The following is a 22,761-nucleotide window of genomic DNA, read 5'->3' as shown; positions in this document are numbered from 1 at the left end:
AATGCAAAACCACCAACTCAAGTTGAATGACGTGCGACGTTTTGGTCGCGGCGTAGCCCTGATCGAGGCCATGGTCGCCTTGCTGATCATGGCATTTGGCATGCTGGCCTTGGTCGGGCTGCAAGGAAATTTGCGTCGCGGAGCCGACCTGTCGAAGCAGCGCGGCGAGGCGATTCGATTGGCTCAACGAGAGATGGAAAGTTTGCGAGCCTATTCGGTGTTGGCTCATCCCGACCCAGCCAACCCAGCCGCCGGGGTGCTGGCATGGGCTGATATCTCGACCCCGGCCGTCAATGCCAATGCCGGCGACCCCAACAGCAATGCGGTTTTTTCCTTGACGCGCACCGTCGACCCCTGGGCGGAAGCTCAGTCGGCACAAACTGCGGTGCGGGTCAGAGTTGACTGGCTTGACAGGGCCAGCGGCCCTCAGTTCGTACAGATCGACAGCATCATTTCACGCGCTGATCCGGGATTGAGCGCGGCGCTGACGATCGCGCCCGCTTCGCTCACTGTCCAAGGTCCGATGGGGCGCGAATCAAGCATACCGGTCAGCGCACATGATCTAGGCAATGGCACGAGCGTATTTGTACCGACATTGAACGACACCGTCGCTTGGGTGTTCGACAACCTGAGCGGTGTCATCGTCGGCAAATGCACGGTCGCGATGGGTACCTTGGCCACGGGCTTGAGCAAAGACGATGTAGCGGCTTGCAGCAACAACACCTTTGGCCTTTTACTCAGCGGTTTCGTGCGTTTCTCGCTCACCTCGCCACCTGATCCGAATTCACCCAACAGCCCCGCACAAACGCTCGATGCCGGCTTGGTGCCTGCCGCTCCATCGCATGAGTGCTATGACGACAGCGCTCAAGTAACAGCAAACGCGGGCTCTGCTGTCAGCTACTACTGCATCGTCTACCCGAACAATGCTGTGCCCAGGACTTGGTCTGGCCGCCTCAATTTGGCGGGCTTGCCGCTTGCTCCTGGCGACACCAACCAGCGCAAGATCTGCCGCTATTCGGCCGACTATGACGGCAACGGCAGTATCTCCAATGCCGAGCACCCGTTGGAATACGTCAATGTGAGTGGCGCCTTGACCCGGCAGAACTTTCTTGTCATCAAGGCCAGTGAAAGCTGCCCTGCCGGTCACGGCCTCAATCCGTCCGCGGGCTACTTCAGCAATACCGCCACCGTGCTGCACCAGCCCTGAGTCAACAAAACAGGCGCCAGCTGAGTGACAATCTACGCTTTGCCCGCTCAAGCATGAGGGCGGGTCCAGCGAACAAGGATTGTCTGCAGTGTTCAAGAACTTGATGGTGTACCGCGTAGGCCTTGATTGGCAGCCCACGGTCGAACAAATCGAAGACAGCCTGGCCAAAACGACTTTTGTGGAAACCGGCGCGACCCAGCAGCAGTCGATGGGTTGGGCGCCGCCGCGCGGCATTGAGCATGCCCCCTTGATTGAGGACATTGGTGGCCATTGGTTGCTCAAGTTGATGATCGAGCAGCGTGTGCTGCCCAGTTCGGTGGTGAAACGCCGCACCGATGAAATGGCCGAGCGCATTGAGGCCGAAACCGGCCGCAAACCCGGCAAAAAGCAGACCAAAGACCTGAAGGAGCAAGCGACGCTGGAGCTGTTGCCCATGGCCTTCACCAAGCAATCTGCCATACGGGTCTGGATCGCGCCGGCGCAGCACCTGTTGATGATCGATGCCGGCAGTGCAGGTCGGGCCGAAGAAGTGGTGACCTTGTTGATCAAGGAACTGCCGGGACTCAATCTGCATCTGATCCAAACCGCCGAGGCGCCAGCCAGTTGCATGGCCGCATGGTTGATGGACGGTGTTCCACCTGAGGGCTTCACCATCGATCGGGAATGCGAGCTCAAGAGCGTGGACGAGATGAAGTCGGTGGTGCGCTATGCGCGCCACTCACTCGATATCGAGGAGGTCCGCCAACACCTGACCGGCGGCAAGTCGCCGACACGCTTGGCCATGAGCTGGCGGGACCGGGTGTCCTTCATGCTCACCGACACCTTGCAGATCAAGAAGATCAGTTTCTTGGACGTGGTGTTCGAAGGCCGTGAGTCCGGCGACAAGGACGAAGCCTTTGACGCCGACGCGGCCATCGCCACCGGTGAGCTATGCAAGCTGATCCCCGAGTTGATCGATGGTCTGGGCGGTGAGCATGACTTTTTGGCCGCCGGAGCTGCCTTGGCTGAGCGACCTTCTACGCCGAGCGCCCCGGAACAAGAGCCTGAGCCTGAGCCTAAGTCGGCCGACGCCGAACCGGCCCCCTGGGACTGAGTTCTCATGCCAGCCAGCCCGATTTTTTTTGCCGATGATGTGAGCGCCATGCGCCACGCGCTGGCGCTGGCCGAAGCGGCAATCGGACTGAGCGACCCCAATCCGCGCGTCGGCTGTGTGATCGTGGCAGCAGACGGTCGATTGCTGGGCAGCGGTCATACCCAGGCGGCGGGTGGCCCGCATGCCGAGGTGATGGCGCTGCGAGACGCACAGGCGCGTGGCACCGACCTGCAAAGTCTGCAGCGGTTTGGGGCGACCGCCTTTGTCACGCTCGAGCCCTGCTCGCACCATGGCCGCACCCCACCTTGCTGCGATGCCTTGATCGCGGCCGGATTGTCCCGTGTGGTGGCCGCAATTGCAGATCCTAACCCGCAAGTTGCAGGCCAAGGTCTCGCTCGCTTGGCTGCGGCCGGCAAGCAAACCAGCGTTGGCCTTTTGGCGGATGAAGCTCGCGAACTGAATATCGGCTTCTTCTCCCGCATGCAGACCGGCCGACCCTTTGTGCGCATGAAGATCGCCACCTCGATGGATGGCCGCACCGCTTTGCCAAACGGCGTCAGCCAATGGATCACCGGCAGCCCTGCCCGAACCGATGGCCACGCTTGGCGCCGTCGCGCTGGCGCGGTGCTAACTGGCATTGGCACTTTGCGCGACGACAACCCCAGACTGGATGTTCGCCTGGTGCCGGCGGCCTTGCAGCCGCTGCGCGTCGTGATCGATTCGCGCCTGGAGACGCCCACCGACGCACGCCTGCTGGCCCCGCCCGGCGAGGTTTTGATTTATTGCGCTGTCGATCCTCAGTCCCAAGCCCAGCATGCCCAGGCGCTGCGCGTCGGCGGCGCCGAGTTGGTCAATCTGGCAGGTGCAGGAGCCAAGGTGGACCTCGGCGCCGTACTCGACGACCTTGGCGCACGCGGCATCAACGAACTGCACGTCGAGGCCGGTCACAAACTCAATGGCTCGCTGCTGCGCGAAGGATTGGTCAACGAATTGCTGGTCTATATGGCACCCAAACTATTGGGCGCAGGCCTTGAGATGGCTGCACTTGGGCCGTTTGAATCACTGCAACAGGTACAGTCCTGGCACTGGATCGACTGCAGCATGATCGGCGAAGACTTGCGGCTGCGCGCCCGTCCGCACCGAGATTAGCCCTCCCTTGCCGAATCACCGAGCGCCGCCCTTTACAATCGGGTTTATGCCCATATCACCTGTTTCCGAGCTGGTTGCCGAGATGGCCGCCGGCCGCATGGTTATCCTGGTTGACGAAGAAGATCGCGAGAACGAGGGTGACCTCGTTTTAGCTGCCGAACATGTCACCCCCGAAGCCATCAACTTCATGGCCAAATTTGGCCGCGGCCTGATCTGCCTGACCCTGACGCGCGAACGCTGCGAGCGCCTGCAGCTGCCTCCCATGGCCAGCCGCAACGGCACCAAGCATGCCACCGCCTTCACGGTATCGATCGAGGCGGCCACCGGCGTGACCACCGGCATCTCCGCCGCAGACCGTGCGCGCACCGTACAAGCAGCCGTGGCGCGCGGGGCCGAAGCGCGTGATTTGGTACAACCGGGTCACATCTTTCCGCTGCAGGCGCAAGACGGCGGCGTGCTGATGCGTGCCGGTCACACCGAGGCCGGTTGCGACTTCGCTCGCATGGCGGGTTTGGAGCCGGCCGCCGTGATCTGCGAGATCATGAAGGACGATGGCACCATGGCCCGTCTGCCGGATTTGATCGAGTTCGCCAAAGAGCATGGACTCAAAATTGGCACGATCGCCGCGCTGATCGAGCACCGCAGCCGCAATGAATCGCTGGTCACACGCCTGTCCGAGCGCAAGCTTTTGACGCATCAAGGCGAATTCAGCTGTGCCGCCTACACCGACCGCACCGGCGGCGTCCACCTGGCTCTCAGCCATGGCTCATGGAATGCCGAAGATGATGTACTGGTGCGGGTGCATGAGCCGCTGTCGATTTTGGACCTGCTGGACGCCGGCAACAGTGGCCACGCCTGGCCGCTGCAGCAAGCCTTGGCCGAACTCAAGCGCGCGCCCTGCGGCGTGGCCGTGCTGCTGAATTGCGGCGAAGAGGCGGCTGGCCTGCTGGCCCGCTTGAATGCAGAGCCGCAGCAGGCTGCGCCCAAGGTGATGGATCTGCGCACCTATGGTGTGGGCGCCCAAATCCTGCGTGATCTGGGTGTGCACAAAATGCGTTTGCTCGGCAGCCCAAGGCGCATGCCCAGCATGACCGGCTATGGCCTCGAAGTCACCGGCTTTGTGGCCCCCAACAACAAGAACTGAGGACGCGCAATTGCAAGCATCTGACCAAGGGGCACCTAAATCGCAGGCTGCTTTGAATGGGCAAGACCTGCGCATCGGCATCGTGCAGGCAAGATTCAATGACGCTATCACGAGTCGCCTGGCTGAAGCCTGCGTGGCGGAGCTGAGGCTGCTGGGCGTTAGCGCACACCATATTCGGCACGTCACCGTACCCGGCGCACTCGAAATCCCGATCGCACTCAATGCGATGGCCGATAGCGAGGACTATGACGCCTTGGTCGCGCTGGGCTGCGTCATTCGCGGTGAAACCTATCACTTCGAATTGGTCGCCAACGAGAGCGGTGCGGCGGTCACACGGGTTTCACTCGACAACCAGATTCCGATCGCCAATGCGATATTGACGGTCGAGAACGAAGAACAAGCCTGGGCGCGCGCCGAGGAAAAAGGCCGTGACGCGGCACGTGTGGCGGTCGAGATGGCCAATTTGATGGAAGAACTGCAGTGAGCACAAACGCCAAGAACATCGCCAAGACTGAAGATAAGGCGGCTGCAAAACCAAGCGCCAAGCGCCCGCAAGCCAAGTCAGCCCGCCGCCGCTCACGCGAAGCCGCGCTGCAAGGGCTCTACCAATGGCTGGTGACTGGAGACGATGTCGCCACCATCGACGCCCATATGCGCGAGTTGGATGAGTTCGACAAGGTTGACCGCGCCCACTTTGACGCGTTGCTCAATGGCTGCATTCTCGAAGCCGCCGATCTAGACGCCGTACTGGCCCGCCATGTGGACCGCAAGACCACCGAGCTATCGCCGATCGAGCATGGCGTGCTAATGATTGGCGCCTACGAGCTCAAGCATTGCATGGACATCCCCTACCGCGTCGTCATCAACGAAGCGGTCGAATTGGCCAAGTCTTTTGGCGGCACCGACGGCCATAAATATGTCAACGGTGTGCTCGACCGCTCAGCCGTGGATCTGCGGCCCGTGGAAGTGGCGGCCCGTAACGCCAAGCAAAACACCGTTCAAGCAGCGGCGCCCGACGCTCTGAAATGAAGCTGGCGGGTCGGCTCGACCAAATCGAGCCCTTTTATGTGATGGAGTGCGCCAAGTCGGCAGCAGAGATTGCCCGCGGTCCCTTGTGCGACGCCGCCCAGGGCGGGCGGCGGATGATTTACCTCAATATCGGCGAACCCGATTTCGTGGCGCCACCCGCCGTGCAAGCAGCCGGCCAGGCCTGCATCAAAGCTGGCCTGACCCAGTACACCGCTGCCACCGGCCTGCCGGTACTGCGTGAAGCCTTGTCAGCCTGGTATTTGCAAAGCTTTGGCTTGAGCATTGCACCAGAACGCATCGTCATCACCGCCGGCGCATCGGCCGCTTTGCAACTCGCTTGCCTGGCCTTGTTCGAGGGCGGCGACCGGGTGCTGATGCCCGACCCCTGCTACCCCTGCAATCGTCACTTTGTGGCGGCCGTTGATGCCTTGCCAGTGCTGCTGACCTGTGGGCCGGAACAGCGCTTTCAGCCAAGCGCCGAGCAAGTCATAGCCGCCTGGGACGTCAACACCCGCGCCGTCTTGCTGGCCTCCCCCAGCAACCCGACCGGCACCTCGATTGCCCCGCAGGAGTTGCAAGCGATCGTCGAAGCGGTACGATCACGCGGCGGCATCACCATCGTGGACGAGATCTATCTAGGGCTGAGTTTCGACGCACGCTTTCAGCGCAGCGCCCTGGAGTTTGGTGAGGACATCATCTCGGTCAACAGCTTTTCCAAGTACTTCGGGATGACCGGTTGGCGGCTGGGTTGGTTGGTGCTGCCGCCCGGCATGGTCGCGCCGATCGAGAAGCTTACGCAGAACTTGTTCATTTGCGCCTCCAGCATTGCCCAGTATGCCGCCCTGGCCTGTTTCGAGCCGGCCTCCATTGCCGAGTTCGAGCGTCGTCGCGAGACTCTGCGCGAGCGCCGCGATTTCATCGTGCCGGCCTTGCAAGCGCTGGGCTTCAAAGTGCCGGTCATGCCGGACGGCGCTTTTTATGTCTGGTTTGACTGCGCCGAGGTCTGTGCCAACAGCTGGGATTTAGCTTTCGAGTTGATGCACAAAACCCAGATCGCGCTGACGCCGGGACGTGACTTTGGCCGCGCCGGCACCGAGTCCTGGATGCGCCTGTCCTTCGCCAGCAGCATGGCCGACTTGCAAGAAGCCGTGGCTCGTTTGACATCCTTTTTGGCGGCGCGTTCATGAAGCCCCCATTCAAACGCGAGATGCGTGTCTATTGGGAAGATACCGATACGCGCGTGTTGGGGGTATGGACATGCTAGCAGCGTGATGAGCAATAAATCCGAGCAGAGACTGCCGGCACCGTATGCAGCGATGGACCTTGAGCTGAAGGTTCGTGACTACGAATGCGACATGGGGCATGTCGTTAACAACGCCGTTTACCTCAACTACCTGGAGCACGCTCGGCATGAGTTGCTTCAAAGCTTGGGCATCAGCTTTGCGGAACTGGCCAAGCGCAGCATTGACTTGGTTGTGACCCGCATCGAGGCCGACTTCAAAGCATCCCTGACAAGCGGAGATTCCTTCGTCGTTCGGACTGCGTTTGAGCGAAAGGGACGGCTCCGCCTCGCATTCAATCAGTCAATCTATCGTTTGCCGGACAACAAGTTGATGTTGAACGCAGTCGTGACTGGCGCAGCCTTGAACGAACGAGGTCGGCCTATGGTCCTGCCTGAGCTTGAAGAACCTTTCGGCTCGGGGGTCTAGATTTGCTCGGTATGAGTCTGGCCAGAACCGACCAGCGAGGCAACTAGACCCTCTTGCACGGGCTGACCTGCCAGCACAGCCTTCCGCTTTTGCTGCTTGTCGTTAGCGGCTTCAACGCCACGTTCAAAAAGCGTATCCGCGTCGGGATAGAAAGGGATTTGATCAAGTGTGCGGACAAGGCCCTCCCGCGTCATAACCAGAACCCCAAAGCCCTCCGCGCTCATCAATGCAGCCAAGACCTCTTCAAGGCCATCAGTAGCGCTGGGCAGTTCCCACTCGCCGGCCACAATGCGCCCGGCGCGAAAACTTCTCTTAGGAGTCTCGTCTCCGATGGCCAACAAGAGAATACGTGCGGCAACGATCAGAAGGTGCGGCCCCGACTCGACAGCAACAAAGTGAAGGCGCGCACGGTGATACGCGGAGCGCCACTGCTCAATTGAGGCAACAAAGGCGTCAATCTGCTGAGCCGAAAAGGAACTCATGCTCACCGCCCCTCGTACGCCATCATGATCAGAGGCTTCACTGCGTCCAGATCGGCCTGCGCCACCAGCGAGACCTCAAGATCACCGGTACCCCAATGCCCTATTTCACCCACGTCACGGGCGTTGGGCGGCAATGGCCCCAACTGTTTGGGCTTCAAATGCAGGTAAAGAAGCAGTCGGTTTTTTTGCAAAACAATCGTCGCAAAATTCTTGAGCCGTTTGAATGCAGCGTAAATCCTCAACTCCTTGCGCTGCACATCATCACCAAGAGACAAGATGTAGTCTTCGGTCGTGGCCAACAACTCGGTTAAGCGGCGATTGATCTTTGGTCGATCAAGTTCAAACATCCACGGCAAGTCCTGGCCCAATACGTCCCGGTACATGAATAGCAACGCCGCCAAAGCCAAGCGGTGTGTATTGGCTGCCACTTTTCGCTCATTGGACAACCAAGTTAAGTAAGCCACGACCTCCGCTTGGCCCATCTCGGCCGGATGTCGTTTGTGGTGAAAACGGACATAACTTAGAATCCAATGGACATAGGCCTCCTCGGTGCGGTCGCTGTAGTGCAAGTATCTGATTCGCTCACGAACTTGATCTAGGAGACGACTAGATAGCAACGGCGGCAAACTACGGCGGACTTTTACTTTGGAGAATCCAAATGTCGGGCTGGCGGAGGTAGACATGGGCTTAGACGCCAAGTTCAGTGACTGTATATTCATACAGTCTATGTGCCACAAAGTTATTCTTCAAGGAAAAGCTTTGCCGCGCACGATTGTGGAATTTGACGCCAAGCCGGTCTCCGCTGCGCCCACTGTCGGTTATGGGCGCATACCCAAGCAGTGCGCCCATAACCGACAGTGGGCGCACTACATTGAGCCTTTTATAGGCTTGGAATCGAATATGGGCGCACTGCGCCCTAATCAACGTTAGGCCTCAGAAATGCTCATTCGCGCGCTCGCCGTCACTTCGCTTCTCACGATTGGTAGTCAGGCGTTCGCTATGTCAGGCTATGCACACGGTGCGGACCACTGCTATTACTTCGATGCGCCTAGTGGTTGGACCATGGACAACAAGGTCGGAGAAAAGGATGGCGTGCCAATGGTCTTCTTTCCCAACGGGACAACGTGGCAGTCCGCTCCGGTTGCCATCTACACACGTCCCATAACTTCTTCGGGTACTCGACCCGACTCCACTCGAATCACTGAGCAAGTCGATCAGGTCATTCAGATGTACCGTGCAGGCACGGAGAGCATCAAGGCGGCTCGCTTGCAAGGCGTACGCTCAAAGTCTGGCGCCCGAGGCGAGCTATGGCAGTACACCGGGTATAGCAACGGCGGCGCTGAGTTGGCTGTCTATTTTCCTGCGCCAAATACCGTCAACTTCTTTGTTATGCAAGTTCCACAGGCAGGTAGTGTTCGGGAGTTCATCCCTGTCCTCGTCGAGCTTGCCGAGTCATATCGGGCGGCCGTAGAGTGCAAGCCGTGTGCCGGGTCTAGCGCATGTACAGGTACCAACTGAGGCCTAACCCTTCAATCGAGAGGACGTCGCCCGGCAAGCCGGGCACCGCCTCTCATCTCAAACGTTAGGGCTCTCCCAATTGATCCCACCAGAACACATCGTAAAACTCGCCGACGCCGCTGAGTTGAAGCTAGCCGAGTCCTTCAATGCGTCTGATGTTTTGCCTTTCGCGGATGCCGCGATTTCAATCATCAAAGCGCATCCTCATTTGCAGGCGGAGTTCGAAGCTGTCTTTCTCGAGTTGCCTGGCCGCGCGCCGGTTGAATTCATTGAAGTTTGCATGCATGCGTTGGGTTGGCCGAACATCAAGCATGAATACGAATCGCGGTGTCATACTGCCATTGCGCGAAACGACTGGAATGCAGAACGGGTATACCGCCATTGCCTGGAAGCTTTTGAGCCAGACTGGGAAGATGCGAGAGATTTCTATGCCAGCTATTTCCTCCACCAAGATCCCTAACCAGTCGCTCGAGTTGACCTTCGCCAGCTGGCCGCGCTACGCTGCCTGTATATTTTCAGCTCCGCGCGCCCAGCTGGCTGCGGCCGCTCAGCTTCAACGTTAGGCCGCAAGGAATCCAAGATGCTCCGATTCCGCAAGATGTTCCTTCTCTTCGCGGTCGCGACTGTTGCGACACTCGTTTCAACGATTGTTCCAGGGCGAGTCAGCGCTACTGAACTTGGTATGGTCGGCTGTGAAAATGAGTGTTCATTTCTCACCGGCGGCTGGCCAGTTCCGTTCATCGTTGACGGGCCCGGAGTTTCTCCTGCTGGGTCTGTAGATCTTCTTGGTGTTCTGCTGAGTGTCGACACGCTGTTGCCCAAGGCAATGGCAGCGAACTTGGCGATCTGGTTCGCAGCTCTAGTTGCCGGTACGTGGGCAATCAGCTTGCTCCGTCGGCGCAATCCACAACTGCCAATGCAGTAAGCAATGAAAAGTCTCAATCCACCAAATGGCTCGATTCAGAAAAATGCGGCCTAACCTGGCGTTCGAGCCGCCTCGCAACGGCTGGTCTCTACAGGCCCTCATTTCATTCTGGGCCTTCCGCGCCCAGCCGCCGCTCGCGGCTCAACTTCGACGTTAGGCATCTCATGTCCGCACCTCACCGCCCATCAGCACTTGAGCGAGTCGCAGGAAGTCCCGGCGTCGAGGCGGGCTTAACTCTCGCTGCAGCTGCGTCAGCGGCCCTCTCCCCAACGGCTGCCCTCTTGGCACCGCTGGTCCCAGTACTCGCCAAGTCACTTGCAGCGACGCGCCAGCAGGCTAGAGTTGAAGGCGCACTACGCGAGATGTCCGCGGTTCTGCAAGAACACGCGGACGCAATCGAGCATCTGACAGATGCTCAGTTCAAGTTGATCAACGAGTCCGTACTCGCGGTGCTCTCCTGTACTCAGTCCTCGAAGCTCCGGTATCTGAAGAACGTCGCTCGAAACGCGATCGACGAGATAGACATGTCGGATCAGGAAGCTATCGCGCTGTCGCGCGTAGTTCGGGACATTTCGGCCGAGGAGACCGAAATGCTCATCGGCACGTTCAACTACGAGCGGATCCGTGTCGGTCATCAAGATGCAACCGCTGAAGGAGACGGCAAAACGTTGCGGCTCGCCATCGAGTTCGATTGAGTGCAGGGGAGCCTTGCGCAAGCACATGCCCGAGCTACTTACCTCCTACGATCATGTTTGCGACCTGGTCGGCGATGATGAATTGGCACACCAAATTCTCAGCCACTATCGGCCGCCACCCTTGCGGCTCGGTTGCACACAGGCCGTATGGCTTGGGAGTGAAGGTCCAGCTCTGGTCCGAAACTATGACTTCCCAATCCAGACCGTCTCGGGCCACTTCGAGTCGACTTCCTGGTTCGGCCGCGAGGTAGTCTCCAAGGCTCAAAGGCCGTGGGGCGGTTGCCTTGATGGCATGAATGCCGCAGGCCTTGTTGCAAGCGCAACCTTTGGTGGCAGCCGCGCTCAGGGCCTTGGCTTCTCAATCATTCTGATACTGCGCTACGTGCTCGAAACCTGTAGTTCTGTGGCCGAAGGCATCGAAGCCCTTTGTCGCATACCGATAGCACTCTCGCAGAACGTAACGCTACTTGATGCGTCGGGTGAATACGCCACGCTGTTCCTTGGTCCCGACCGAATCCCGGCGGTCTCAAAGGTCGCGGTCTGCACAAAACATCAAGAACACCATGCGCCGATAGGAACAGCAGATACGACAGAAACGGTCCTGCGGCAGCAAACCGCACTACTAGCGCTTGAAGACCCTGAGATGACGCTCGAGAATCTGACCGCAAGCTTCCTGCGGCCTCCACTCTATCGCCGTAATCAGAAATCATCGACTGTGTACAGCGCGGTTTCCCACCCCGACTTGGCCGAGCCAACTCTGGCTGCGTATTTCGGGCCGAAAAATCCGCCCATTCCCGTTTCAATTCATTCAGCTGTTCCGATTGAACGTGGCCACTTGTTCCGATTCAGATTGGCCGCATGTTCCGATTCACATTGGCTAGCCGAAGCGGGTTCAGTCAATTCAAATTGGGTCGGCTCCCAGCGGCAGCAAGTTACCGAATGATGTCCCCGATCGCGCGAAATCGCCGATCGCTGGATTGCTGGCTCATGCCCTTCGATTCGGGCAAAGTCGATGACCACAGCGCTTTCCAGGCCTAATGACGGATATCCAGACTTACCTATCCAGCCAAGGCGACGGGCGCGCCCCACAGAGAGACAACGCCTACATAGGCAGAGGCAGCAATGCCGCAGTGCGTATGAAACCTTCCCGAACCTTAGAGCTCAGCGAGACGCCATATCCTCTTTACTTATGGAAGCTTGTGTGCAGACCGATGTTCTCACCCACAAGACTCAGGACCTAGTGGTTCGCCTGGTGAATTTGCAGCCAAGTGCAAGCAACTATTGGCTGCATCTAACCAAGCTCAGAGCCAACCGTCAGGCCATGGACATACTTGACAAAAATGAGCGAGAATCCGGCCCGCCCATGGACATTTGCGAACTTGTAAAAAATCATTTGAAATCAAGGCCTTCGCCGAATGTCCATGCCGTGTCACCACGCCGGTCCAATGACGCCGGCGGCGTGGTTTTCTATGCCAATTATTTGAAATTCTTCGAGCGCGCGCGCACCGAATGGCTGCGCGAACTCGGCTTCTCGCAGGAGTTGATGCGCTTGCAAGACGGCGTGATGTTCGTCGTCGGCAGCACACAGCTGCGCTATCTGAGCCCAGCGCGGCTGGACGATTTGCTACAGGTCAGCGTCGAAGTACGCAGCCTCGGCCGCGCCAGCATGTTGCTGTTCCAGCAAGCCTTTTGTGGCGAGCGCTTGCTGGCCGAGGGCGAGATCCGCATCGGCTGCGTGCATTTCCAGAGCAGCCAAGCACAACAAGGCAATTTACAAGCCACCCGCATTCCCGCCTCCTTGACCCAGGCCCTCACTTCCCTGAATCCATGAATCAAGACCTGTCGATTGTTTCCCTGATCGCCCATGCCAGCCTGACCGTACAGATGGTGATCGCTGCCCTGCTGCTGGTCTCGCTGGCCAGCTGGAGCGTGATCTTCAGCAAGCTGATTTCACTCTCGCGCATCAACTCCAGTAACGAGGCATTTGAGCAGGAGTTCTGGTCCGGCAAAAACCTCAACGACTTGTTCAGCGCGGTCTCCACCAAGCCGGACGGCGCCCCGCTGGAGCGCATTTTTGCTTCCGGCATGCGTGAGTTCTTGAAGTCACGCGAGCGCCGCGTCACCGAAGCCGGCGCCTTGCTGGACGGCGCCCGGCGCGCGATGCGAGCGAGCTTTCAGCGCGAGTTGGACGCGATGGAAAGCAATCTATCCTTCCTCGCTTCGGTCGGCTCGGTATCGCCCTATGTAGGCCTCTTTGGCACCATCTGGGGCATCATGCACGCCTTCGTTGGCCTGTCCAATGTGCAGCAGGTGACCTTGGCCACGGTAGCACCGGGCATCGCCGAGGCCCTGGTGGCCACCGCGATTGGCCTGTTTGCAGCCATTCCTGCGGTCCTGGCCTACAACCGTTTTGCCCGGCAGATCGACCGCAGCGCGATCACGCTGGAGTCCTTCATTGAAGAGTTCTCCAATATCTTGCAGCGCAACGCCGCCCAAGCCGCGCCCGCCGGCTCGGCCAACCGCTGAGTCGGCCTTTAGCTATGGCAGCCATCAGCTCCCGCGGCTCACGCCGCCGCCGCACCATCAACGAGATCAATATGGTGCCCTTCATCGACGTGATGTTGGTGCTCCTGATCATCTTCATGGTCAGTGCGCCCATGATCACGACCGGCCTGGTTGACCTGCCCAGCGTGGGGAAAAGCCGCGCCCAGCCCGAGCATGTAATTCATGTCATCGTCGGCGCGGACGAAAAGCTCAAACTCAAGCTGGACAAAGAAGAAGCCAGCCCACTGACCCTCAAGCAACTCGCCGAGCGGGTCAAGCAGGCGCAAGCAGGTGATGCGGCCACGCCGGTCGTGATCTCGGGCGACAAAAACGTCAAGTACGAGGCCATCGTCAAGGTGATGGACATCTTGCAAACGGCCGGCATCACACGCGTCGGCTTGGCGGTCAAAAACTCTGGCGGTTCAGCCGGTTCGGCCAATTAAGAACAAGGCCATGTCCTCACTCTTTTTGCTCCACAGCGATCCGCTGCGCCCTCCCGAAACGCCGCTGATGGGACGCGGCCTGGTGTTTGCCATCATTGCCCACGCGGCCTTGATAACGGCACTGAGCGCTGGTGTCAACTGGCGAACCAAGGCGCCGCCGGCCTTTGAGGCTGAACTATGGTCGGCTGTGCCGCAGGCCGCCGCCCCCAAAGAAGTCGTCCCACCGGCGCCTGAAGCCGAACCTGAGGTGGTTAAGAAGCCCGAGCCCAAAGCAGTCGAAGAAGACGCCCAAGCCGAACGTGATGCCGAAATTGCGATCGCCCGCGAACAGAAAAAGAAACGCGCCGCCGCCGAACTTGAGGCCGAGCGCAAGAAGCGGGAACTAGCGCTGAAAGAGGATCAACGCAAAGAAGATCAGCGCAAGGAAGAACAGCGTAAAGAGGATAAGCTCAAGCAGGCCAAGCTCGACAAAGACAAGAAAGAAAACCAGCTCAAGCTGGACAAACAAGCCGAAGCCAAACTCGACGCTCAGCGACAAGAAAACCTGCGCCGCATCCAAGGTATGGCGGGTGCCAATGGTGCGCCCAACGCCACCGGCACGGCACTGAAGAGCTCGGGGCCTTCCGCGACCTATGGTGGGCGCATCAAGGCCAGCATCCGCCCTAACATCATTTTTACAGACACCCCGAACGGCAACCCGGTGGCCGAAGTTGAGGTCCGTGTCGCGCCCGACGGAACCATCATCTCGCGCAAGCTGCTCAAGCCCAGCGGCGACGCCGAGTGGGACAAGGCCGTGCTGCGCGCCATCGACAAAACCGAGAAGCTGCCGCGTGATGTCGACGGACGAGTGCCGCCGGTATTGGTGATTAGCTTCCAGCCTTTGGAGTGAGCCTGCGCTGCAGCAGCGCGTCTAGCGACCAGCGGCCTGCCCCCCAGAGCACCACGGCCAGCAGCAGCACACCCCAGAGCTGATGGCCGACCAATGCAGCCGGCGCAATATCGCTCAGACTCAGCACCGCCATCACGTTGACGACCGAAAGGCCAAGGGCGGCGAATCGACCACCCAAGCCCAGCACCAAAAAGACCGGCAGCAGCAGCTCACCGCCCGTGCCCATCCAGGCCGCCAGCTCGGGCGACAACAAAGGCGTCATGTATTCGGTCTCGAAGAGCGCCAGCGTCGTCGACCAATCGTGAATTTTTGTCAGCCCGGATAGAAAGAAGGCCTTCGCGACAAAGAGCCGCGCCATCAACAAAGCCAAAGACTGCGCGTGGGCCAGCAGACCTCGCAAGGGTTCCGGGAAGCTGGATTCAAGGCCGCAGCTTTGGCCTGGATTGCAAAGAGCGCGCAGGACGAGGCTCAGGATCGCCTTCATGGTGTGTTTCCTTGTTCGTTAGGTGCTTGCGGAAGCGGCCTGTCGACGCTTCGGTCAAACAAAATTTACTTAGACTGACTCTCAGCACCCAAGAGCCAGCCATTGAGCAGTGCGGCTTGCAGCCACACCGAGAATTCGAAATCAGCCTGAACCGCAAATGCCTGCTGCATCGCCAAATCCAGATCGGCCCCTTCAAGCAGACTGGTCATCAGAGCCCACTCACCGTCCTGCAAGCAATGCGCTTGCGCACGCCAAGCCTTGCGCGCCATCACAAGGCCAACGCTGCCTCCCAGCGAAGCATCGTCAAGCTCTTGGTCGGCCCAAAGCGCCCAGGCTTGGGCCTCTACCCTCAGCAACTGCACGCCAGGCCTGAACAGCAAACGCAGCTCTGGCGGCTCGACAACACTCAACAAAGCCAAGGAGGCCGCATCAAGCTCACTGTCCGCAGCCCGCTCGCAGCAGTGAGCTGCCCACTCAAGACGAGCCAAATCGCTGAGCCACTGCGGCATGCCGTCTTGTTCAGCTAAAAACTCTGCCAGGCTGCCACCCCACTGCCCCAAGTCTCCTCGTAGCGGTGGATAGCGGCGCCAAAAAGCCCAGGCCATCGCGGCAAAGCTGGCCTCATCGCCCAAGGCGTTCTGCGTACACTTGAACACCGCACCTAAGGTTTTCGCCGCCATGACTTGCGCGTTCAGCCGGTAGGCCAGCAGTCCGCGCTCAAGAGACGTTCCGCCAGAGCTACTCAACACGCCAGGCAAGCCGATCAATCCCGCCCCTTCAGCCGAGGATGACCCCAGCAAAGCAGCCAGCAAGGCCTGTTGGCGCAACACCAGGGCGGCCGTCATGCGGACACCAGCGCCGCACAGTCAGCAATTGTCTGACTGGCCCATTCGGCCTCGCTCAGCAGCACCTCCAGCGCCGGCACATCGGTATCCCATTCGATCAAACTGGGCAGCGGCCCAAACCGCCGCATGGCGTGAGCGAACACCTGCCAAACCTCGGCGCTGACGCGGCTGCCATGGTCATCAATGACGATGCCGGGCAATTCGGCGTGCCCGGCCAAATGCACTTCGCCGACACTGCCGCTGCGTATGGCGTCGACCCAGTCCCGGGCCTGAAGTGCGGCCTCGAACTTGTTGGCGCCACGGTTGCGCGCATTCACGACCAGGTTATTCACATCGAGCAGCAAGCCACAACCACTGCGTTGCGTCAGCTGATTGAAGAACTCCGGCTCGTCCATGTTGTCCCCGTCCCAGCCGACGTAGGCGCTCAGGTTTTCTACCAAAATCTGCCGGCGCAGTCGCTCTTGGACCTGCTGCACATGGTTCACCATCACATCCAGGCTGGCTCGGTTGAACTCAATCGGCAAAAGATCACTGGCATGCAGCCCGCCAAGGTCGCCTTGACCCGGTACGCGTGCAAAACTTGCGTGATCCGACACCCGCACCGGCTCGACCCGCTCGACCAAGGCCGCCAAGCGGTCGAGATGCCAAGCATCCAAGCCACAGGCCGAGCCCAGGGCCAAACCGACTCCGTGCAAGCTGATCGGATATTGGGCGCGGCCAGCCATCAGGACAGCCAGCGGCGCTCCACCGTCGGCAAAGAAATTTTCCGAATGCACTTCCAAAAAACCAAGTGGAGGCGCGCTCTGCAGCAATAAATCGTAATGAGCTTGGCGCCAACCAATGCCGACTTTCGACTGCGTCAATTGCGGCTCCGAACCCATACGCTGCGCCCTCTCAACTTGGCCTGTCTGCACGGCTGCGGTCTTACTTCTTCATCTTGGCTTTGGCTTCTTCGGCAGTCATGCCGGACATGCCCTTGCAACTGCCCTTGGCAACAAACTTCCATTCGTCAGCGCCCATATCGACTTTGGATTGGCCGGCGCAGGAATGGCTGCCGCTGAGATTTGAGCAATCGTTTTCGCCTGCCTTCGCGATGCCGAAGCATTTCTCCTTGGCAGCCTTGTCCTGCGCAGCGACTTGGCCAACCAGCCCCATGGCCAATGCGGCGGCGACTGCGGAAGATACGAGATAGCTTGATTTCATGAATGACTCCAATGGAAAGAAAGTGATAACTTCGATGCGAGCAGACCCTGACTGGAGAGTCCCAAGCCAAGGCATCATGCCGTTGACACCCTTGGGTCGCAAGCAGTGCTTGAGTCCTTACACCGTGCTGGCAAGAAATTTTTAGCTAAAAGAAGCCAGCACCGGAGAGCGTTTGTAAGGAACACAAATCTTGTTCGACCCATACGTGGCACGTAGGGATGCCGAACAAACTTGGAGAAATTGGGCGTGAAATTAATGCCGAGCTGCAAAGACATCACACACATCGTGCTGGCCGGAGAAGACCGTCAGCTTCGTGCTGGCGAGCGCCTTCTTGTTCGTGCGCATTGGATGATTTGCAGTGGCTGTAAGAACTTCGGAAAACAGCTCGGAATGATGCGCCAAGCATCAGCGCGCTGGCGCGACTGCAGCAAAGAATGAAAACTGCCGGCAGGCAGTTTCGCCACGCTGTCAGCTGATGCTGCCGCCCGACTGGCGTAAATCGGTTTCGACGCGCAAGGCCAGCTTCAGTGCAAGACGCACTCCCTCCACCATGGTGGGCAGCGCCATGCTGGCCTGTCCTGCCAAGTGAGCCGCTTGTTCAGGCAGCAAAGGGATATGCATGAAGCCGCTGCGCACCGAGCCTGCTCGCAACGAATGCTGCAGGCCATAAAACACATGATTGCAAACAAAAGTACCGGCCGTTTGCGAGATACCGGCGGGGAAGCCCGCACTCCGTAAGCCAGCCACCATGGCTTTGATCGGCAGCGTCGAGAAGTAGGCCGCCGCGGCGCCCGCGATCACGGGCTCATCAATCGGCTGCTGGCCGGCGTTATCGGCAATGCGAGCGTCGTCAATATTGATCGCTACCCGCTCCAAGGACAACTCGGCGCGCCCGCCAGCTTGACCCAGGGCCAATACCAGCGCAGGCTGAAACTCGAGCAGGGCCTTGTTCAAGCGAGTCAGGGCGTCGCCAAACACGCAAGGCAAGCAGGTCGAGACCACCCGGGCTCCGCCGATCTGCTGGCCATCCAAGGCCCGCGCGATTTCCCATGAAGGGTTGATGCTTTCGCCGCCAAAAGGCTCAAATCCGGTCAATAAAATTATCTTCAATGCGCGCGTCCCTCAAGCTCTGCACCAGTTGCAGCTTGGTTCGCCCAAGCCCAGTAGACGGCGTTTCTAACATAAGCACCGTACAACTGCCGGGTCAGCCTTGTTCAATTCGGCATTTTGGCTGCGCTCTCGAACGCGTAGCATGCATGAAGTGAGAAGCTTCGCCCAAGCTGGCTTGGGCTCGCTCAATCGAATTCGGAGAAAGCATGATCGACTTGTCTGCCCCACTGCAATGGCCTCATCAAGACAGCCCCTCGGCTTTGCCGGAATTGGGCTTGACTGATGGTGAAGCCGAGCGTGAATTCAGCTGGCCGGTGCCGCCCTATGCCGCCTACCCGCGCCAGCAAGTTGCAGGCGCCGCCGAGCCTTGCGAGATCCTGGGGCTGAACAACCGCAGCAGCGTCGGACAATTGGTCTCGCTGGCCCCAAGAGAGCGTTTGGCGCAGATTCTGGTGCCTCCCGCCCGCAACGCGATGCCGCTCAAATTTGCGCAATTCCGGGTCCTGAAGTTGCTGCGGCCCGTGATCGCGGCGCCACGCATCAATACTGGCGGGCTGAGCGACGACAGCATTGGCCCGGCGGCTGGCGGCGCGTCCAATGAGTGGCAACTCGATCAGCGCCCGCGCAGCGAGTTCAAGCTCTTCTTTGCCGGTGGCGGCGAATTGCAAGGTTTGACGATTGGGCATTTTCAAGATGAGCTCGGTTTGTTTCTGTTTTCGCCGCTCAGCGACAACGACGACTCCGTGATGCGCCTGTTCATTCCGCGTGAAGTGCTCGCCCATGTCGATATTGGCGAGCGCATTGGCGATCTATTGGTCAAGAACAAGCTCGCCACGGCGGCCCAAGTCGACGCGGCCGCCACCGAGCAGCAAGGCCTGCGCTCGCGCCGGGTGGGCGACATTCTGGTCTCGCAGCAAATCGTCAGCGCCGATCAGTTGATGCTGGCGATCGAGCAGCAAGCCCGCATGCCCATGGTGCGCATCGGCGAGGCTTTGTTGGCATTGGACCTGATCTCCCAAGCGCAACTTGAGCAGGCACTCGAGTTGCAAAGAGCCGACCGTTCGGTGCCCTTGGGCGAGTTGCTGGTGCGCAATGGGGTGGTGACGCGCCAGGCGCTTCAATCCGCACTGGCGCGCAAGATGGGCTATCCGCTGGTCGACGTGGAGAACTTTGCCATCGAGCCAGATGCCATCCGCAAGCTGCCGTTTGCCGTCGCCAAGCGTCTGGAAGTTTTGCCCTTGCTGCTGCGCGACGGTCGCTTGATCGTGGCGATGGAAGACCCGACCCGGCGCGACGCGCTGGACGAGATCGAATTCATCTCGCAGCTCAAGGTGACACCGACCTTGACCAAGATTGGCTCGCTGCAGTTCGCGATTCCCGAGGCCTATGAGCGCCTCGGCGGCGACGCGGTGTCGCGCAGCGAATTGAATCTGCCTTCCTTGCAGGCGGACTTTTCGCTCGACAAGGCCGACCAGTTGATGGAAACCCTGGAGCGCGAAGGCCTGGAGCAGAGCCAGCGCGACGAAGGTCCTCCGATCGAGCAAAGCGATAACTCGCTGGTTCGACTGATCAACACCATGATCATTGACGCCAGCACGCAAGGCGTGTCCGATATTCATATCGAGACCCACCCCGGCACCGAGAAGCTGAAGATCCGCTTTCGCCGGGACGGCATGATGAAGCCCTATTTGGAACTGCCCAACACCTACCGCAACGCGATGATTGCGCGGGTCAAGATCATGTGCGATCTGGATATCTCAGAGCGACGCAAGCCGCAAGACGGCAAGATCAATTTCTCCCGCTTTTCGCCCCAGCACAAATTGGAGCTGCGGGTGGCGACGATCCCGACCAATAACGGCCTGGAAGACGTGGTGATGCGTTTGCTGTCCTCGTCCAAGCCCATCCCGCTGGAGAAGCTCGGCCTGTCGCCCGACAACCTGAAGAATCTGAAATACGCGATCAGCCGCCCTTACGGCATGGTCTTGTGCGTGGGCCCGACCGGTTCGGGCAAGACCACAACGTTGCACTCGGCGCTGAGCGAAATCAACACCCCGGACCGCAAGATCTGGACGGCCGAAGATCCGATCGAAATCACCCAAGCCGGTCTGCGCCAGGTACAGATGAATCCGCGCATCGAGTGGACTTTTGCCAAGGCTTTGCGAGCCTTCTTGCGCGCCGACCCGGACGTCATCATGGTGGGTGAAATTCGCGATGAAGAGACCGCCGAGATTGCGGTCGAGGCGTCGCTGACCGGTCATATGGTGATGTCCACCTTGCACACCAATAGCGCGGCCGAGACCGTCACCCGGCTTTTGGACATGGGCATGGACCCGTTTAACTTTGCCGACTCCTTGCTGGCCGTGCTGGCGCAGCGCTTGGTGCGACGTATGTGCCCGCAATGCCGGATCAGCAGTCCGCTGGACGAAGCCGACCAGGAAGAATGGCTGGATGATTACCTGCATGCTTTTGCAGCGGAGCAGCGGCCTACGCGTGAGTCGGTACTGACGGGTTGGTTGGGCAACTATGGCAGCAATGGCCGCTTGATGAAGTTCCACAGCCCCGGCTGCGAGGCCTGCGAGCAAAGCGGTTTCAAGGGCCGTGCCGGCCTGCACGAACTCTTGATGATGTCCAAGACCTTGCGCCGGCAAATACAAACCGGTGCCCGCGCCGAGGAGTTGCTGCAAACCGCGCTGTTTGAGGGCATGCGATCCTTGCGCCAAGACGGGATCTGCAAGGTTTTGCAGGGCGTGACCACGATGGCCGAAGTCCGGGCCACCAGCAACGCCTGAAGGTGCTCGACAGGCCGTTTTCAAGCGCTCAACTTTCCGCCTATCGCACAACTAGGGCAAGCCCACCCCCCTGTCGCTGGCCATCCCCCTAACTCCAGGGGCCGATGGGACTACGCTGCATGCTAGTCTGTCACAAAGCATCAGGGAGCAAGATTGATAAGCACCAATTACGGCCAACGCAGCGGACCCGCAATCGCCTCGAAAAGCAGGGCAGAGCCTCAAGCTGAGCAAAGACTGGCGATGTTGAGTTCACATGAGCGCTGCCAGGTCTTCGGGCTTATGCCACAGCACCGCGCCGACTTGACTTGTCTGAGCCAAACCGACTTGATCGAGCTTCGCAAGCGCAACGTCAGACTGTGCGCGCAAGCGCTACCGGTGATGGAAATGCTTTACGAGCAGCTGAGCCATGCCCACAGCATGGTCTTGCTGACCGATGCCAGCGGCGTCATCTTGCATGCGATGGGAGACCCGGGATTCTTGGAGCGTGCTCAGCGTATTGCCCTGGCACCCGGGGCTATTTGGTCGGAAGCCGTCAAGGGCACCAATGCCGTCGGCACCGCCTTGATGACCGAGGCCCCGACCGTGGTCAACGGCCAAGACCATTATTTGCGTGATTTCCATTTCCTGACCTGCTCGGCTGCGCCGATCTTTGATCACAAAGGTGCTTTGCTGGGCGTGGTCAATGTGTCCGGTGACCGTCGCAGCTACCACCCGCACACGCTCGCTTTGGCGACCATGGCGGCGAACATGATTGAAACGCAATGGTTCAAAGACATGTTCAGGCAAAGCCTGAGCCTGCACATTCACCCCAGCGCCAACGGCTTGGGTACTCTCAGAGAGGGCGTGCTGGCACTTGACGAGGCTGGCCGGGTGCTTGGCGTCAACCGCCGCGCGATTGAAATGATAGGGCAAAGCGCCGCTCAGTTGCGACGCTGCGCCCTGCCGGATCTGTTCGGCATTGAGCTGCCCAGCCTGCTTGAACACGGCCAAAGCTACCCGGACCTGCCTTTGCAGATGGCGCTGACCAAGCCTGCACAGGCCTCAGCACAGAGCCGCGGCGGCGTGGGCGATCTTCTGGTTGCGGCCCATGTCGAGGCGGGCGGAGCTGCACCCGCAAGATGTCTGCATGGCGTGTTGAGCTTTGCAAGTCGAGGCAAGTCCGGGGCGACGGCGCTCGGGCAAGTTGCCCCAGTTGCAACCCCATCGGGGTCGGATGCGGCGGTGGGCGCTGCTGCTGCCGTGGAGCGCGCAGCGAGCTTGACGCGCAGTGCTGCGGCACTTGAGCAAGCTGGCCAGCAGCTCAGCCCTGCCGGTGAAGCCCTGCGCCCCCCTGTGGGGTTGAGCGAAACCGGCACTTTGCGTCAAACCGAATTGCAAGCCATTCAGGCGGCTGTCTTGAACTGCAAAGGCAATCTGGCTCTCGCGGCCAGGCAATTAGGCATAGGCCGCAGCACCTTGTATCGCAAGCTCAAGGATCTGCCGAGCCACACCCCGCAGTGAAAC

The 22,761-nt window shown here is 59.6% G+C and carries 26 protein-coding genes; 19 read left to right on the top strand and 7 right to left on the bottom strand.

The annotated features are described in order from the left end of the window. The first annotated feature begins 1 nt into the window (after position 1). The 8 genes from LNV09_RS15635 to LNV09_RS15600 all read left to right on the top strand — a co-directional run bounded on the left by LNV09_RS15635 (position 2) and on the right by LNV09_RS15600 (position 7,331). Positions 2 to 1,207, top strand: coding sequence for a type IV pilus modification PilV family protein (locus LNV09_RS15635; protein ID WP_263557992.1), 1,206 nt, complete (start codon positions 2 to 4; stop codon positions 1,205 to 1,207). Between the two features lie 88 nt (positions 1,208 to 1,295). After that, positions 1,296 to 2,300, top strand: coding sequence for a recombination-associated protein RdgC (locus LNV09_RS15630; RefSeq protein ID WP_263557991.1), 1,005 nt, complete (start codon positions 1,296 to 1,298; stop codon positions 2,298 to 2,300). 6 nt (positions 2,301 to 2,306) lie between these two features. Then, the gene (gene ribD, locus LNV09_RS15625; RefSeq protein ID WP_263557990.1) at positions 2,307 to 3,449 is read left to right on the top strand and encodes a bifunctional diaminohydroxyphosphoribosylaminopyrimidine deaminase/5-amino-6-(5-phosphoribosylamino)uracil reductase RibD; all 1,143 of its coding nucleotides are present in this window, start codon (positions 2,307 to 2,309) and stop codon (positions 3,447 to 3,449) included. A gap of 46 nt (positions 3,450 to 3,495) precedes the next feature. Continuing rightward, entirely contained in the window at positions 3,496 to 4,593 is a 1,098-nt protein-coding gene (gene ribBA, locus LNV09_RS15620) for a bifunctional 3,4-dihydroxy-2-butanone-4-phosphate synthase/GTP cyclohydrolase II (protein ID WP_263557989.1), read from the top strand. Positions 4,594 to 4,603: 10 nt separating this feature from the next. Next, positions 4,604 to 5,077: a 6,7-dimethyl-8-ribityllumazine synthase gene (ribH, locus tag LNV09_RS15615; protein ID WP_263557988.1), complete on the top strand. Its 474-nt coding sequence runs from the start codon at positions 4,604 to 4,606 to the stop codon at positions 5,075 to 5,077. After that, a complete protein-coding gene (gene nusB / locus LNV09_RS15610) occupies positions 5,074 to 5,622 on the top strand; it encodes a transcription antitermination factor NusB (RefSeq protein ID WP_411969297.1) in 549 nt (182 codons plus the stop codon). Before ribH ends, nusB begins: the two co-directional genes overlap by 4 nt. Next, positions 5,619 to 6,809: a pyridoxal phosphate-dependent aminotransferase gene (locus tag LNV09_RS15605; RefSeq protein WP_263557987.1), complete on the top strand. Its 1,191-nt coding sequence runs from the start codon at positions 5,619 to 5,621 to the stop codon at positions 6,807 to 6,809. Before nusB ends, LNV09_RS15605 begins: the two co-directional genes overlap by 4 nt. Positions 6,810 to 6,893: 84 nt before the next feature. Continuing rightward, positions 6,894 to 7,331, top strand: coding sequence for an acyl-CoA thioesterase (locus tag LNV09_RS15600; RefSeq protein ID WP_263557986.1), 438 nt, complete (start codon positions 6,894 to 6,896; stop codon positions 7,329 to 7,331). On the opposite strand, the gene LNV09_RS15595 is transcribed toward LNV09_RS15600, so the two are convergent. Both LNV09_RS15595 and LNV09_RS15590 read right to left on the bottom strand, forming a co-directional pair. Next, entirely contained in the window at positions 7,328 to 7,813 is a 486-nt protein-coding gene (locus tag LNV09_RS15595; RefSeq protein ID WP_263557985.1) for a hypothetical protein, read from the bottom strand. The genes LNV09_RS15600 and LNV09_RS15595 overlap by 4 nt on opposite strands. Before the next feature lie 2 nt (positions 7,814 to 7,815). Continuing rightward, positions 7,816 to 8,496 carry a phage integrase N-terminal SAM-like domain-containing protein gene (locus LNV09_RS15590; RefSeq protein WP_263557984.1) on the bottom strand — a complete coding sequence of 227 codons (681 nt, stop codon included), beginning with the start codon at positions 8,494 to 8,496 and terminating at the stop codon, positions 7,816 to 7,818. A 914-nt stretch (positions 8,497 to 9,410) separates the two neighbouring features. Between LNV09_RS15590 and LNV09_RS15585 the strand changes: the two genes are divergently transcribed. From LNV09_RS15585 to tolA, 8 genes are all read left to right on the top strand, one after another. Next, complete coding sequence (locus LNV09_RS15585) at positions 9,411 to 9,791, top strand: hypothetical protein (RefSeq protein ID WP_263557983.1); 381 nt, start codon at positions 9,411 to 9,413, stop codon at positions 9,789 to 9,791. A gap of 120 nt (positions 9,792 to 9,911) precedes the next feature. Further along, positions 9,912 to 10,256, top strand: coding sequence for a hypothetical protein (locus tag LNV09_RS15580; protein WP_263534642.1), 345 nt, complete (start codon positions 9,912 to 9,914; stop codon positions 10,254 to 10,256). A 281-nt stretch (positions 10,257 to 10,537) separates the two neighbouring features. After that, positions 10,538 to 10,951, top strand: a complete 414-nt coding sequence (locus LNV09_RS15575) for a hypothetical protein (protein WP_263557982.1) — start codon at positions 10,538 to 10,540, stop codon at positions 10,949 to 10,951. Continuing rightward, complete coding sequence (locus tag LNV09_RS15570) at positions 10,881 to 11,894, top strand: C45 family autoproteolytic acyltransferase/hydrolase (protein WP_263557981.1); 1,014 nt, start codon at positions 10,881 to 10,883, stop codon at positions 11,892 to 11,894. The genes LNV09_RS15575 and LNV09_RS15570 overlap by 71 nt, the downstream gene beginning before the upstream one ends. Positions 11,895 to 12,377: 483 nt before the next feature. Further along, positions 12,378 to 12,782, top strand: a complete 405-nt coding sequence (locus tag LNV09_RS15565; RefSeq protein WP_263557980.1) for a YbgC/FadM family acyl-CoA thioesterase — start codon at positions 12,378 to 12,380, stop codon at positions 12,780 to 12,782. Continuing rightward, the gene (tolQ, locus tag LNV09_RS15560) at positions 12,779 to 13,477 is read left to right on the top strand and encodes a protein TolQ (RefSeq protein WP_263557979.1); all 699 of its coding nucleotides are present in this window, start codon (positions 12,779 to 12,781) and stop codon (positions 13,475 to 13,477) included. The genes LNV09_RS15565 and tolQ overlap by 4 nt, the downstream gene beginning before the upstream one ends. Positions 13,478 to 13,491: 14 nt before the next feature. Further along, a complete protein-coding gene (gene tolR / locus LNV09_RS15555; protein ID WP_263557978.1) occupies positions 13,492 to 13,938 on the top strand; it encodes a protein TolR in 447 nt (148 codons plus the stop codon). Between the two features lie 10 nt (positions 13,939 to 13,948). Further along, the gene (gene tolA / locus LNV09_RS15550; protein ID WP_263557977.1) at positions 13,949 to 14,827 is read left to right on the top strand and encodes a cell envelope integrity protein TolA; all 879 of its coding nucleotides are present in this window, start codon (positions 13,949 to 13,951) and stop codon (positions 14,825 to 14,827) included. Here tolA and LNV09_RS15545 read toward each other — a convergent pair. The 4 genes from LNV09_RS15545 to LNV09_RS24755 all read right to left on the bottom strand — a co-directional run bounded on the left by LNV09_RS15545 (position 14,805) and on the right by LNV09_RS24755 (position 17,437). Next, positions 14,805 to 15,311, bottom strand: coding sequence for a DoxX family protein (locus LNV09_RS15545; RefSeq protein WP_263557976.1), 507 nt, complete (start codon positions 15,309 to 15,311; stop codon positions 14,805 to 14,807). The two genes, tolA and LNV09_RS15545, sit on opposite strands and share 23 nt — an antisense overlap. Before the next feature lie 65 nt (positions 15,312 to 15,376). Continuing rightward, the gene (locus LNV09_RS15540; protein ID WP_263557975.1) at positions 15,377 to 16,156 is read right to left on the bottom strand and encodes an HvfC/BufC family peptide modification chaperone; all 780 of its coding nucleotides are present in this window, start codon (positions 16,154 to 16,156) and stop codon (positions 15,377 to 15,379) included. Next, a complete protein-coding gene (locus tag LNV09_RS15535; RefSeq protein ID WP_263557974.1) occupies positions 16,153 to 17,019 on the bottom strand; it encodes an MbnB/TglH/ChrH family RiPP precursor modification enzyme in 867 nt (288 codons plus the stop codon). Before LNV09_RS15535 ends, LNV09_RS15540 begins: the two co-directional genes overlap by 4 nt. A gap of 61 nt (positions 17,020 to 17,080) precedes the next feature. Then, the gene (locus tag LNV09_RS24755; protein ID WP_318023300.1) at positions 17,081 to 17,437 is read right to left on the bottom strand and encodes a BufA1 family periplasmic bufferin-type metallophore; all 357 of its coding nucleotides are present in this window, start codon (positions 17,435 to 17,437) and stop codon (positions 17,081 to 17,083) included. 177 nt (positions 17,438 to 17,614) lie between these two features. Between LNV09_RS24755 and LNV09_RS15525 the strand changes: the two genes are divergently transcribed. Further along, the gene (locus LNV09_RS15525; RefSeq protein WP_505190995.1) at positions 17,615 to 17,797 is read left to right on the top strand and encodes an anti-sigma factor family protein; all 183 of its coding nucleotides are present in this window, start codon (positions 17,615 to 17,617) and stop codon (positions 17,795 to 17,797) included. Between the two features lie 30 nt (positions 17,798 to 17,827). On the opposite strand, the gene pcp is transcribed toward LNV09_RS15525, so the two are convergent. After that, complete coding sequence (gene pcp / locus LNV09_RS15520) at positions 17,828 to 18,469, bottom strand: pyroglutamyl-peptidase I (RefSeq protein ID WP_263557972.1); 642 nt, start codon at positions 18,467 to 18,469, stop codon at positions 17,828 to 17,830. 206 nt (positions 18,470 to 18,675) lie between these two features. Here pcp and LNV09_RS15515 point away from each other — a divergent pair, with 206 nt between their 5' ends. Together LNV09_RS15515 and LNV09_RS15510 are read left to right on the top strand one after the other, a co-directional pair. Then, positions 18,676 to 21,258: a GspE/PulE family protein gene (locus LNV09_RS15515; RefSeq protein WP_411969296.1), complete on the top strand. Its 2,583-nt coding sequence runs from the start codon at positions 18,676 to 18,678 to the stop codon at positions 21,256 to 21,258. A 240-nt stretch (positions 21,259 to 21,498) separates the two neighbouring features. After that, the gene (locus tag LNV09_RS15510) at positions 21,499 to 22,758 is read left to right on the top strand and encodes a sigma-54-dependent Fis family transcriptional regulator (RefSeq protein ID WP_263557971.1); all 1,260 of its coding nucleotides are present in this window, start codon (positions 21,499 to 21,501) and stop codon (positions 22,756 to 22,758) included. The last annotated feature ends 3 nt before the right edge of the window (positions 22,759 to 22,761 follow it).

The sequence above is a fragment of the Paucibacter sp. B2R-40 genome, from assembly GCF_025717555.1.
GTDB lineage: Bacteria > Pseudomonadota > Gammaproteobacteria > Burkholderiales > Burkholderiaceae_C > Paucibacter_A.
This window is presented reverse-complemented; position numbering and strand designations above follow the sequence as displayed.